Genomic DNA, 12,372 nt, shown 5'->3' with positions numbered 1-12,372 from the left:
TATTGCGGGATTTTGCCGACCGGGCCGAAGGCCGCTCCGGGCGCGGCGCAGCCGCCGCGACAAGGTGCCTTGTCGTCGTCGGTGGTCTGCCCGGCTTGCGACCGCGCGCCTCTTGGCGTAGCAATCGGGCGCGCTTCGGCGCAATGCGGGTGTGGCGGAATTGGTAGACGCACCAGATTTAGGTTCTGGCGCCGCAAGGCGTGGGGGTTCAAGTCCCTTCACCCGCACCATCGCGCCCCCGGAGGGGCTGGCATCGCCCTGTCGCGGGAGGACGCGACCGTCGTGGACCGTGCGGCCCGAATCCGCCTTGCACGCCTTGACCGCAATGCCTAGAAGTCCGCGAAACATTCGAACGCGGGCCTCCGTGCCCCTGGACTATGAGGAACACATGCAGGTCACCGAGACGCTGAATGACGGGCTCAAGCGCGGCTACGCGATCACCGTCACCGCCGACGAGCTTGACGCGAAGGTCAACGAGAAGCTTGCCGAGGCCCAGCCCGAGATCGAGATGAAGGGCTTTCGCAAGGGCAAGGTGCCGATGGCGCTTCTTCGCAAGCAGTTCGGTCAGCGTCTGCTGGGCGAGTCGATGCAGGAAACCATCGACGGCGCGATGAACGAGCATTTCGAGAAGACGGGCGACCGTCCCGCCGCCCAGCCCGAGGTCAAGATGACCAACGACGACTGGAAGGAAGGCGACGACATCCAGGTCGAGATGACCTACGAGGCGCTGCCCGACGTGCCCGAGGTCGACTTCACGCAGATCTCGGTCGAGAAGCTGGTGGCCAAGGCGGACGAAGACTCCGTAGACGAGGCGCTGAAATCGCTGGCCGAAACCGCGCAGAACTTCGAGGACAAGCCCGAGGGCGAGGCGGCCGAGAACGGTGACCAGGTCGTGATCGACTTCGTCGGCAAGCTCGACGGCGAGGCGTTCGAGGGCGGCTCGGCCGAGGATTACCCGCTGACGCTGGGTTCCAACAGCTTCATCCCCGGCTTCGAGGAGCAACTGGTCGGCGTGAAGGCCGGCGAGGAGAAGGCCGTCGAGGTCAAGTTCCCCGAGGAATACGGCGCCGAGAACCTGGCTGGCAAGGACGCGATCTTCGACGTGACCGTCAAGGCGGTGAAGAAGCCCGTCGCGGCCGAGGTCGACGACGAGATGGCCAAGAAGTTCGGCGCCGAGGATCTCGAGGCGCTGAAGGGCCAGATCCGCGAGCGGCTGGAGGCCGAGTATGCCGGCGCGTCGCGCGCGGTGATGAAGCGCAACATGCTGGACAAGCTCGACGAGATGGTCAGCTTCGAGCTGCCGCCGAGCTTGGTCGACGCCGAGGCGAACCAGATCGCGCACCAGCTGTGGCACGAGGAAAACCCCGACGTGAAGGGCCACGATCACCCCGAGATCACGCCCACGGACGAGCACCGCAAGCTGGCCGAGCGCCGCGTGCGCCTGGGCCTGCTGCTGGCGGATATCGGCCAGAAGGCCGAGATCCAGGTGACCGATGCCGAGATGACCCAGGCGATCATGGCGCAGGCGCGCCAGTACCCGGGTCAGGAGCGCCAGTTCTTCGACTTCGTGCGCCAGAACCAGCAGATGCAGCAGCAGATGCGCGCGCCGATCTTCGAGGACAAGGTGATCGACCACATTGCCGAGCAGGCGGACGTGACCGAGAAGGAGGTCTCGAAGGAGGACCTTCAGAAGGCGGTCGAGGCGCTCGACGAGGAATAATCCGGGCGGGCCTCACGCCCCCGGTACGAGATCAGCGGCGTCGTCCTTCCGGGCGGCGCCGTTTTCGTTTCGAGGTGTCCCACGGTGGGACACTCAGGCGACAATGTGAAATCAAGGGGTTACAGAGACGCATTAACCTTCTGCTAGGAATTCGCGCCTTCGGAAGCGGGCACCGGCCGCATGTCGGGCGGCGTCTCGGATGCGCGGACGTCCCGTCATTCGGGTCAGGAGGAGGGGTCAACGGCCGGTCCAAGAGGTGATGCGGCTTTTCGCGGCGGCCGGGCTCGAACGACGCTTGCACCCGGTGATGCCCGCGATCCAGCCTGCTTCAGAGCTTCAGAGCTTCAGAGCTTCTGGAGGATCCGGGTTCGCGACATGGTCGCAGGAGCCGGCGCCACGGGAAACGAGGGCGCACGACGAAAAACGCCGCGCGGGATCCGCGCGGCGTTCGTGTTACCGGTGCTCGGTGCCGGGTGGGCGCCGTGCTTGGGTCGTTCAGTCGTTCGAGCGGTTCTCGGGGGTCTCGACGAGGCCCGAGTCGCGGTCGTCTTCGTCTTCATCGTTGGCGGCGCCGCCGATGTCGTCGAACAGCTGGCTGACCTCGAACTCGGCCTGTGCCTCTTCCTCGGCCGCGGCGTCCTGGATGGACTTGCCGGAGGCCTGGATCTCGGCCTCTTCGGGCGAGCGGGCGACGTTCAGCTGGATCACCGCAACCACTTCGGGGTGCAGGTGGATCTCGACCTCGTGCAGGCCCAGGACCTTGATCGGCTCGCGGATGATGACCTGCTTGCGGTCGACCTTGAAGCCGGCCTCGGACGCGACGTTGGCCGCGTCACGGGTGGTGACCGAGCCGTAGAGGTTGCCGCCGTCGGACGCCTGGCGAATCACGACGAAGGTCTCGCCGTCGAGCTTTTCGCTCATCGCCTCGGCCTCTTTGCGGGTCTCGAGGTTATGCGCCTCGAGATCGGCTTTCTGGCCTTCGAACTTGTCGATGTTGGCCTGCGACGCGGTCAGGGCCTTGCCCTGAAGCAGCAGGTAGTTGCGCGCGAAGCCGGGCTTGACGTCGACGACGTCGCCCATCTGGCCCAGCTTGGCCACGCGTTCCAGAAGAATGACTTGCATGGGACGCTCCTTACTTCACGGCGTAGGGCAGAAGGGCGAGGAAGCGCGCGCGCTTGATCGCGCGGGACAGCTCGCGCTGCTTCTTCGACGAGACGGCGGTGATGCGCGACGGCACGATCTTGCCGCGCTCGGACACGTAGCGCTGAAGCAGCTTGGTGTCCTTGTAGTCGATCTTCGGCGCGTTGTCGCCCGAGAACGGGCAGACCTTGCGGCGGCGGAAAAACGGTTTTGCACCCATGGTTTTGCTCTCCTCTGCGCTCAGCGGCGTTCGCGGCGGCGGTCGTCGCGCTCGTCGCGTTTCTGCATCTGGATGGACGGGCCTTCCTCGTGCTCGTCGACCTTGATGGTCATGACGCGCATGACGTCGTCGTGCAGGCGCATCAGGCGCTCCATCTCCTGCACGGCGTCCGACGGGGCGTCGGTGCGCAGGAAGGCGTAGTGGCCCTTGCGGTTCTTGTTGATCTTGTAGGCCATCGTCTTGACGCCCCAGTACTCGCTGTCGACGAGCTTGCCGCCGTTGTCGGCGAGGACGGTTCCGAAATGTTCGATGAGACCTTCGGCCTGCGCGTTGGACAGATCCTGACGCGAGATGAAGACATGCTCGTAAAGCGGCATGTGCACTCCGTTCATGTTCAGGCGCATTTCATAGGGTCCGGGCCAGCCCTTCCGCCCCGGATCCACGAGAGGCTGCGCGATTGAAAGATTGTCGCGGAAGGTTGCGCGGGCATAGTGCGGATCGCGGCGCGATGCAAGCGCTGCGCCGGCCGCGTCGGGGCGCGCGGGGTCATTGCACCCCTGCGCGGGCGATTGTAAGCCCTTGGGTCAACGTAAGCCACGACAGGGAGGCGTCATGAGCCTTGCATTCCTCTTTCCCGGGCAGGGGGCGCAGACGATCGGCATGGGCCGCGACCTGGCGCAGGCGTACCCCGCCGCGCGCGCGGTCTTCGACGAGGTCGACGAGGCCCTGGGCGAGAAGCTGTCCGCACTGATCTGGGACGGCGAGATCGACCAGCTGACGCTGACCCGCAACGCGCAGCCGGCGCTGATGGCGACGTCGATCGCGGCCTTGCGCGCGCTCGAAGCCGAGGGTCTGACGGTGGACGCGGCGGCCTTCGTGGCGGGGCATTCGCTGGGCGAGTATTCCGCGCTGACGGCGGCGGGCGCCTTCACGGTTGCGGATGCCGCGCGCCTGCTGCGGCTGCGCGGCACCGCGATGCAGGACGCGGTCGCGCCGGGCGAGGGCGCCATGGCGGCGATCCTGGGGCTGGACCTGGACGCGGTGCGCAAGCTTGCCGCCGACGCGGCGCAGGGCGACGTCTGCGAGGCGGCCAACGACAACGATCCCGCGCAGGTGGTGATCTCGGGCGACGCGGCGGCGGTGGAACGCGCGGTCGAGGCGGCCAAGGGCGCGGGCGCCAAGCGCGCGCTGATGCTTCCGGTGAGCGCGCCGTTCCATTGCGCGCTGATGGCGCCCGCCGCCGACGCGATGGCCGAGGCCCTGGGCGCGGTCGAAATCCGCGCGCCGCGCGTGCCGGTGGTGGCCAACGTCACCGCCGAGGCCGTGTCGCACCCCGCGCGCATCCGCGACCTGCTTGTCGAGCAGGTGTGCAGCGCCGTGCGCTGGCGCGAATCCGTGACGTGGATGGCCGGGCAGGGCGTGACCGAGTTCTGGGAGATCGGCGCCGGAAAGGCCTTGTCGGGCATGGTCCGCCGGATCGAGAAGACTGCGGCGACGCGCACCATCGGCACCGCCGACGAGGTCAGGGCCGCCGCAGAAGCGCTGGCTGGCTGAACGCACAAGGAGGAGAGCAGGGATGTTCGATCTGACGGGAAAGACGGCGCTGATCACCGGCGCCTCGGGTGGCATCGGCGGCGCGATCGCCACGGTGCTGCACGGCGCGGGCGCGACGGTGGCCCTTTCGGGCACGCGCGAGGCGCCGCTGCAGGAACTGGCCGAGACACTGGGTGCCCGCGCGCACGTGCTGCCCTGCAACCTATCGGACGCCGAGGCGGTCAACGCGCTGCCCAAGCAGGCGGCCGAGGCGATGGGCGGCGTCGACATCCTGATCAACAACGCCGGCATCACCCGCGACAACCTGTTCATGCGCATGTCCGAGGACGAGTGGTCCAGCGTGCTCGAGGTTAACTTGACCGCGACCTACCGGCTGTCGAAGGGCGTGCTGCGCGGCATGATGAAGGCGCGCTGGGGCCGCATCGTGAACATCAGCTCGGTCGTCGGCGCCACGGGCAACCCGGGGCAGGGCAACTACGCCGCCGCCAAGGCCGGCGTGATCGGCATGTCCAAGTCGCTGGCCTACGAGGTGGCGGGGCGCGGGATCACCGTGAACGCGGTGGCGCCCGGCTTCATCGAGACGGCGATGACCGACAAGCTGACGGACGACCAGAAGGCGCAGATCCTGGGGCAGATTCCGTCCGGCCGGATGGGCCGCCCCGAAGAGATCGCGGCGGCGGTCCTGTACCTCGCAAGCGCGGAAGCCGCCTATGTCACAGGCACCACCTTGCATGTGAACGGCGGTATGGCGATGCTGTAATCGACGGCGCAAGGCGCGGGCGGGAAAGCGTTTGCCATCCCCGTCGCCTGTGCTATAGGCGCCGCAGCTTTCCGGCCGGAACGGGATACCGTTCCGTGCCGCTCCCGTCGGACGGGAACGAAGCCGCCCGCAAGGGCTAGATATCCCGCCCGGGCGAGGCGAGGAAAACCGGGTCCGAATGACCCAACGAGCGAGGAAGAGACATGAGCGACATCGCGGATCGCGTTAAGAAGATTGTGGTCGAGCACCTGAACGTCGAAGAAGAGAAGGTCACCGAGGGTGCATCCTTCATCGACGACCTGGGCGCGGACAGCCTCGACACCGTCGAGCTGGTCATGGCCTTCGAGGAAGAGTTCGGCATCGAGATCCCCGACGACGCGGCAGAGACCATCCAGACGGTCGGCGACGCGGTCAAGTTCATCAAGGAAGCGCAGTAAGCGCCTTTCCGAAGACCGGTTTTCAAGCGGCGCGCCCCTTCGGGCGCGCCGTTTTCGTTTGGCGGAGACCCGAGCCGCCGCGATGCCGCCCGCGCGGGCCCGGCCGGGACGCGGGACCGGGCCCGCACGGCGGGAGGACGGGGGGCTTGGCGCCGCACCCGCGGGATACTTCCGGACGGTTGCCGGCGGGGAGACGGGCGGGGGCGTGTTTGCGGTCGCAGGGCCGGCCGTCGGGCTCAGCCTTCGGCCTTTTCCCGCATCTTCGCCGCGTCCCACAGCGCGTCCATCTCGGCGTGGTCGCTGTCCTCGGGGCGGCGGCCCTGCCGGGCCAGCGCGGCCTCGATCGCGCCGAAGCGGCGCGTGAACTTGGCATTGGCGCGGCGCAACGCGGCCTCGGGGTCGATGTCGAGGTGCCGGGCGAGGTTCGCCATCACGAACAGCAGGTCGCCGAACTCCTCTTCGCGGTGATCGGGGTCGGTGGCCTCGCGCAGCTCCTGCGCCTCTTCCACGATCTTGTCGATCACCTGGTCCGTCTCGGGCCAGTCGAACCCCACGCGCGCGGCGCGTTTCTGCAGCTTGACCGCGCGCATCAGCGCCGGCAGGCCATGTGCCACGCCGTCGAGCACGCCCTTCTGGGCCTTGTCCGCGCGCTCGGCGGCCTTGATCGCCTCCCAGTCGGCGGTCTGCTGCTCGGCGGACTTGTCGCGCGACTCGTCGCCGAAGACGTGGGGGTGCCGCGCGACCATCTTGTCGGCCATGGTGTTGGCCACGTCGTGGAAGTCGAAAAGCCCGCGTTCCGAGGCCATCTGCGCGTGGAACACCGACTGGAACAGCAGGTCGCCCAGCTCTCTGCGCAGCTCGTCCCAGGCCTCGCGTTCGATCGCGTCGGCGACCTCGTAGGCTTCCTCGATCGTGTAGGGGGCGATGGAGGCGAAATCCTGTTCCAGGTCCCACGGGCAGCCGGTTTCGGGGTCGCGCAGGCGCCGCATGATCTCGAGCAGCCGGGGCAGGCCGCCGTCGGGGTCGTGGATCAGGTCGTCTGATTTCGGATCGGTCATTCGGGCCTCTGCTCGTCTCGCGCGCCAAGGGATGGGCCACCGGGGCCGCGGAGTCCAGCGCGCGGCCTCTGGACCTGGGCCGTGGCGCCGCCTACCACGGGCGCGACAATTCCGGAGGCCCGCCATGGCGCTTGAAGACGCGAAGACACAGATCGACCACGCCTTTACCCGCGACGACCTGAAGGGGCCGTCCTTCGAGAACGTCTTTGCCGGCGCGCCGTCCTTCCTGCGCCGCCGCTACACCAAGGACCTGCGCGGGGTCGACGTCGCGGTGACGGGCCTGCCCTTCGACCAGGCGGTGACCAACCGGCCCGGCGCCCGGCTTGGCCCCCGCGCGGTGCGCGAGGCGTCGCTGCTGCAGCCCTGCGACGCGCCCTACGGCTGGGGCTACGACGTGCTGAGCGAGTTCGCCATCGCCGATCACGGGGACATGGCCTTCGACTACGCGATGCCGTCGAAGGTGCCCGCGCAGATCGAGGCGCATGTGGGCGGCATCCTCGACGCCGGCGCGGCCTGCTTCGCCATCGGCGGCGACCATTCCGTGACGCTGGGCTGCCTGCGGGCGCACGCGGCGAAGCACGGGCCCCTGTCGGTGATCCAGTTCGACGCGCATACCGACACCTGGGTCGACGACGACCCGGCGCGCGTCGATCACGGCACGTTCATGTACACGGCCGTGAAGGAAGGCATCGTCGACCCGACGCGCTCGGTCCAGATCGGCATCCGCACGGACAACCCGGACACGCTGGGGTTCCACATCATCGACGCGCCGCGGGTCCACGCGCAGACCCTCGCCGAGACCGCGGCGCAGGCCCGCGCGGTGGTGGGCGACGCGCCGTGTTACCTGACCTTCGACATCGACGCGCTGGACCCGGCCTTCGCGCCGGGCACCGGCACGCCGGTCTGGGGCGGGCTGGCCAGCCATCAGGCGGCGGCGATCCTGCGTGGCCTCGCGGGGATCGACCTGAAGGGCGGGGACGTGGTCGAGGTCTCTCCACCCTATGACCACGCGGGCGTCACCGCGACCGCCGCGGCGCACGTGATGACCGAGCAGCTGTGCCTGTGGAGCTGGACGCGCCGCTGAGCGGGGCGGCGCCCGGCGCCGTGCCGGGGCTTCCAAAGACGCGCGTTTCGTGCCATGCCGACGATGGTCGCGACGCGGTCGCGGCTCTTGCCCCTGAACCCGGTGGACCCTGTCTTGCGCATGATCTTCTACATCATCGTTATCGTGATCATCGGCGGCCTGGCGTGGATCCGGCTCGCGCCGTCGGACCCGGACACGTGGAACGTGGACCCTCAGGTGACCGCCGACCAGGATCTGGCGAACGGCGTCCGACGCCGCATCCCGGGCGGCGAGGTGACCTTTCGGGCGCTGCACGACATCATCCTGACAACGCCCCGCACCGAACTGCTGGCCGGCGGCCCGGACCAGGAGCGCGCCACCTACGTCACCCGCAGCAAGTGGATGGGATTCCCCGACTACACCACGATCCAGCGCGGCGACGGCCAGGTCGAGCTGTACGCGCGCTCGCGCTTCGGCAGAAGCGACATGGACGTGAATCGGACCCGGGTGCAGGGCTGGCTGAACCAGCTGCGCGACCAGGCAGAGCAGGGTTGACCGCCTCGCGCCGCCGGGCCATCCACGCGCCATGATCCCGCAGGACCGACTTCAGCAGATCCGCGAACGGCTCGAATACGTCGAGGCGCGCATGTCGCAGGGTGGTGGCGACATCGCGACGCTTGGCCGCGAATATGCCGAGCTGCGCCCGGTGGTCGACCGGATCGCCGAGTGGGAGCGCCTGCAGGCGGACATCGCCGAGGCCGAGGCGATGCTGTCCGACCCCGAGATGCGCGAACTGGCCGAGGACGAGCTGCCCGCGCTGCGCGCGCGCCTGCCCGAGGTCGAGCACGCGGTGCAGCTGGCGCTGCTGCCGCGCGACGCGGCCGATGCGCGGCCCGCGATGCTGGAGATCCGTCCCGGCACCGGCGGCGAGGAGGCGGCGCTGTTCGCGGGTGACCTCGCCCGCATGTACCAGCGCTACGCCGAGGCGAAGGGCTGGGTCTGGGACGTGGTCGAAGAGGTGCATTCCGAGCTGGGGGGGCTGCGCGAGCTGGTGGTGCGCATCGCCGGCGACGGCGTGTTCGCCCGGCTGAAGTTCGAGTCCGGCGTGCACCGGGTGCAGCGCGTGCCCGAGACCGAGAGCGGCGGGCGCATTCACACCTCGGCCGCGACGGTCGCGGTCCTGCCCGAGGCGGCCGAGGTCGACATCTCGATCGACCCGAACGACCTGCGGATCGATACGATGCGCAGTTCCGGCGCGGGCGGGCAGCACGTGAACACGACCGATTCCGCAGTCCGGATCACCCACATTCCCAGCGGGATCGTCGTCACCAGCTCCGAGAAGTCGCAGCACCGCAATCGCGAGATCGCCATGCAGGTGCTGCGCGCGCGGCTGTTCGACGCCGAGCGGCAGCGCGCCGCCACGGAACGCGCCGATGCGCGCAAGGCGCAGGTGGGGACCGGGGACCGCTCGGAACGCATCCGCACCTACAACTTCCCGCAGGGGCGCCTGACGGATCACCGGATCGGGCTGACGCTCTACCGGCTCGACCAGATCATCGGGGGCGATCTGGACGAGGTGATCGACGCGCTGATCTCGGAACACCAGGCGGCGCAACTGGCCGAGATGCAGGACTGAGGCGGTGACCGCGCGGGCGCAAAGCCTGCTGGCCGAGGCCACGGCCCGGCTGCAGGCGGCGGGCGTGCCCGACGCCGCGCGCGACGCGCGCCGCCTGCTGGCGCACGCGCTGGGGGTGGCGCAGGGGCGGCTGACGCTGGTGCTGGGCGACCCGGTGACTGCGGATGGCGCGGCGCGGTTCGACGCGCTGGTGGCGCGCCGTTCGGCGCGCGAGCCCGTCAGCCACCTGACCGGCACGCGTACCTTCTGGGGGCGGGACTTCATCGTGACGCCGGACGTGCTCGACCCGCGCCCCGAGACCGAGACCCTTGTCGCCGCGGCCTTGCAGGCGCCGTTCGCGCGCGTGCTGGACCTTGGCACCGGGTCGGGTTGCATCCTGCTGACATTGCTGGCCGAACGGCCCGTGGCGCGCGGCGCCGGCTGCGACCTGTCCGAGGCGGCACTGGCGGTCGCGGCGCGCAACCGGGAGGCGCTCGGGCTCGGCGACCGCGCGACGCTGCGTGCCGGGGACTGGTTCGCGGCGCTGGAGGCAGGCACCGCGCGCTTCGACCTGATCGTGTCGAACCCGCCCTACATCGCGGCGTCGGAAATGCCCGCGCTGGCGCCCGAGACGCGCGATCACGAGCCGCGCGGCGCGCTGACCGACGAGGGCGACGGGCTGGCCGCCTACCGCACGATCGCCGCCGGCGCGGGGGCGTGGCTGGTGCCGGGCGGGCGGCTGATGGTCGAGATCGGCCCGACGCAGGCGGGCGCGGTCGCGGCGCTTTTCGGCGGCGCGGGGCTGGCCGACGTGGCGGTTCTGCCCGACATGGACGGCCGCGACCGCGTCGTCGTGGCCACGGCACCCCGCTAAGGCGTGAAAAATACGCACAAAGCCGTGCAACGCGCCGTTCTGCACTTGTTTCCGCCTGCCACGTGTGATTTACCCAAGATGTTCGCACGGTGGATCGCCTGTCTCAGGCCTCCCGTCGGACGGCAAGCCGAACAGCCCGTGATCGCAGACCTTGGCGCCCGATGCGCCTTCGCGATCGCCGCACAGTCGAAACCCGGACTGGAATTACACACGTATGCGTTCATCCAAATCCCGCTCGCGGTCGAAGAACAACCGCAACCGCAGCAATACGCTGGGCAACGTCGTCAACCGCGTGTTCGACAGCAGCGGCCCCGAGGGCAAGGTGCGCGGCACGCCGCAGCAGATCATCGACAAGTACAACCAGCTGGCGCGTGACGCCTGGTTGGCCAACGACCGCGTCGCGGCCGAGAACTTCCAGCAGCACGCCGAACACTACCTGCGAATGCTGGCCGAGGCGCAGCGCGAGCAGGACGCCAAGCGCGAGCAGCAGGAACGTGAGAACCGCGAGCGCCAGGCCCAGCAGGAACGCGAGAACCGCGAGCGCCAGGCGCAGCGCGACCGCGAGCGCGCCGAGCGCGAGGCCCAGCAGGGAGACCGCCAGCCGTTCGACGGAAATGACGGCGGCCGGCAGGACCAGGGCGGTCAGCCTTCCGACCAGGACGCGCGCCAGGGCAATCGACGCGGCGACGAGTCCTTCGAGGTCCGGGGGGAGGAGACCGAGGGCGGACTGGTCGAGACGCCGGAAAGCGCCTCGACCGAGGACAAGCCGCGCAAGCCGCGCGCCCCGCGCAAGCCGCGCCGCAAGCCCGACGAGGGCGGCCAGAACCAGCCGGACCAGGGCCAATCGGACCAGGGCCAGGGCGACCAGGAACGCGCCGGTCAGGACCAGGCCGATCAGGGCCGTGGCGACGACGAGGCGCCCCGCCCCAAGCCGCGCCGCACGCGCAAGCCCGCGGCCCGCAAGGATGGCGACGAGCAGACGCGCGCTCCGGCCGACAACGCGGCCTCGGACGCGGCGGAGTGATCCTGCCGTCCCGGTGATCGGTCGATCCCGGGACGGTGGCCATCACCTTTTCCAAACCCATTCCAGACCTATTCGAAAGTGCGCGCCAGCGCGCAGAACGCCTCGATCGAAACCTGCTCGGCGCGTTCTGTCGGCGGAATCCCGACGGCGCGCAGGCGATCCTCGATATCCGGGGCGAGCCCCTTCAACGCGGCGCGCAGCATCTTGCGCCGCTGGTTGAATGCCGTCGCCACCACCCGTTGCAACACCTGCGGGTCCGCAGGATAGCGCGGCGCGTCGAGCGCGGTCAGGTGCACCACGGCCGAGCTGACCTTGGGCGGGGGTGAGAACGCCCCCGGCGGCAGGCGCAGGGCGATGCGCGCGTCGCAACGCCACTGGGCCAGCACCGCGAGCCGGCCATAGGCCTTGCCGCCGGGCTGCGCAACGATCCGCTCGGCCACTTCCTGCTGGAACATCAGCGTCAGCGAGCGCCATTTCGGCGGCCATTCGCGCGGCGTCAGCCAGCGCACCAGAAGCTCGGTGCCGACGTTGTAGGGCAGGTTGGCGCAGATCGCGTAAGGCGGGCGCAGGTGCTCGGCCGGATCGATCTCCAGCGCGTCGGCCTCGATCACCTCGAGCCGTCCCGGGTAGGCCTCGGCGATCTCGGCCAGCGCGGGCAGGCAGCGGCTGTCCTTCTCGACCGCCAGAACCTTGCGCGCGCCCTCGGCCAGAAGCCCGCGGGTCAACCCGCCGGGGCCGGGGCCGACCTCGAGCACGTCCGTGTCCGACAGGTCGCCCGCGATGCGCGCGATTCGCGCCGTCAGGTTCAGGTCCAGCAGGAAGTTCTGCCCCAGCGACTTGCGCGCCGAAAGGCCGTGCTGCGCGATGACATCGCGCAGGGGCGGCAGGGAATCGATGCCGCTCATGC

At 69.5% G+C, this 12,372-nt stretch carries 14 protein-coding genes and 1 tRNA gene; 10 read left to right on the top strand and 5 right to left on the bottom strand.

The window, feature by feature from the left end:
• Positions 1–145 precede the first annotated feature (145 nt).
• Positions 146–230: transfer RNA gene (locus BLW27_RS05045), tRNA-Leu, on the top strand.
• 158 nt (positions 231–388) lie between these two features.
• Positions 389–1,720: a trigger factor gene (gene tig, locus BLW27_RS05040; protein ID WP_089880200.1), complete on the top strand. Its 1,332-nt coding sequence runs from the start codon at positions 389–391 to the stop codon at positions 1,718–1,720.
• Between the two features lie 495 nt (positions 1,721–2,215).
• Here the strand turns inward: tig and rplI are convergent, their stop codons facing one another.
• From rplI to rpsF, 3 genes are read right to left on the bottom strand one after another with little or no spacing between them, the layout of a single operon-like run.
• Complete coding sequence (gene rplI / locus BLW27_RS05035) at positions 2,216–2,842, bottom strand: 50S ribosomal protein L9 (RefSeq protein ID WP_089880197.1); 627 nt, start codon at positions 2,840–2,842, stop codon at positions 2,216–2,218.
• 10 nt (positions 2,843–2,852) lie between these two features.
• The gene (gene rpsR, locus BLW27_RS05030; protein WP_089880194.1) at positions 2,853–3,080 is read right to left on the bottom strand and encodes a 30S ribosomal protein S18; all 228 of its coding nucleotides are present in this window, start codon (positions 3,078–3,080) and stop codon (positions 2,853–2,855) included.
• Between the two features lie 20 nt (positions 3,081–3,100).
• The gene (rpsF, locus tag BLW27_RS05025) at positions 3,101–3,457 is read right to left on the bottom strand and encodes a 30S ribosomal protein S6 (protein ID WP_089880767.1); all 357 of its coding nucleotides are present in this window, start codon (positions 3,455–3,457) and stop codon (positions 3,101–3,103) included.
• Positions 3,458–3,692: 235 nt separating this feature from the next.
• On the opposite strand from rpsF, the gene fabD reads away from it, so the two are divergent.
• The 3 genes from fabD (at position 3,693) to BLW27_RS05010 (ending at position 5,831) form a co-directional block, all read left to right on the top strand.
• Entirely contained in the window at positions 3,693–4,634 is a 942-nt protein-coding gene (gene fabD / locus BLW27_RS05020) for an ACP S-malonyltransferase (protein WP_089880192.1), read from the top strand.
• A gap of 22 nt (positions 4,635–4,656) precedes the next feature.
• Positions 4,657–5,394 (top strand): 3-oxoacyl-ACP reductase FabG, encoded by a 738-nt coding sequence (fabG, locus tag BLW27_RS05015; RefSeq protein WP_089880189.1) that lies wholly within the window; start codon positions 4,657–4,659, stop codon positions 5,392–5,394.
• A gap of 203 nt (positions 5,395–5,597) precedes the next feature.
• The gene (locus BLW27_RS05010) at positions 5,598–5,831 is read left to right on the top strand and encodes an acyl carrier protein (RefSeq protein ID WP_089880186.1); all 234 of its coding nucleotides are present in this window, start codon (positions 5,598–5,600) and stop codon (positions 5,829–5,831) included.
• Between the two features lie 236 nt (positions 5,832–6,067).
• Here BLW27_RS05010 and mazG read toward each other — a convergent pair whose 3' ends face one another.
• A complete protein-coding gene (gene mazG, locus BLW27_RS05005; protein WP_089880184.1) occupies positions 6,068–6,889 on the bottom strand; it encodes a nucleoside triphosphate pyrophosphohydrolase in 822 nt (273 codons plus the stop codon).
• Between the two features lie 124 nt (positions 6,890–7,013).
• Between mazG and speB the strand changes: the two genes are divergently transcribed.
• From speB to BLW27_RS04980, 5 genes are all read left to right on the top strand, one after another.
• Positions 7,014–7,973 carry an agmatinase gene (gene speB, locus BLW27_RS05000; RefSeq protein WP_089880181.1) on the top strand — a complete coding sequence of 320 codons (960 nt, stop codon included), beginning with the start codon at positions 7,014–7,016 and terminating at the stop codon, positions 7,971–7,973.
• A 54-nt stretch (positions 7,974–8,027) separates the two neighbouring features.
• The gene (locus BLW27_RS04995; RefSeq protein WP_245710776.1) at positions 8,028–8,507 is read left to right on the top strand and encodes a DUF1499 domain-containing protein; all 480 of its coding nucleotides are present in this window, start codon (positions 8,028–8,030) and stop codon (positions 8,505–8,507) included.
• Positions 8,508–8,538: 31 nt separating this feature from the next.
• Entirely contained in the window at positions 8,539–9,588 is a 1,050-nt protein-coding gene (gene prfA, locus BLW27_RS04990; protein WP_089880178.1) for a peptide chain release factor 1, read from the top strand.
• Positions 9,589–9,592: 4 nt separating this feature from the next.
• Positions 9,593–10,441 (top strand): peptide chain release factor N(5)-glutamine methyltransferase, encoded by an 849-nt coding sequence (prmC, locus tag BLW27_RS04985; RefSeq protein ID WP_089880177.1) that lies wholly within the window; start codon positions 9,593–9,595, stop codon positions 10,439–10,441.
• Positions 10,442–10,655: 214 nt separating this feature from the next.
• A complete protein-coding gene (locus BLW27_RS04980; protein WP_089880174.1) occupies positions 10,656–11,465 on the top strand; it encodes a DUF4167 domain-containing protein in 810 nt (269 codons plus the stop codon).
• 68 nt (positions 11,466–11,533) lie between these two features.
• Here BLW27_RS04980 and rsmA read toward each other — a convergent pair whose 3' ends face one another.
• Positions 11,534–12,370: a 16S rRNA (adenine(1518)-N(6)/adenine(1519)-N(6))-dimethyltransferase RsmA gene (gene rsmA, locus BLW27_RS04975; protein WP_089880171.1), complete on the bottom strand. Its 837-nt coding sequence runs from the start codon at positions 12,368–12,370 to the stop codon at positions 11,534–11,536.
• Positions 12,371–12,372 lie beyond the last annotated feature (2 nt).

The sequence above is a fragment of the Citreimonas salinaria genome (assembly GCF_900107235.1).
Lineage (GTDB): Bacteria > Pseudomonadota > Alphaproteobacteria > Rhodobacterales > Rhodobacteraceae > Citreimonas > Citreimonas salinaria.
Note: the sequence above shows the minus strand (reverse complement) of the source record. Positions and strands in the feature narration are given on the sequence as shown.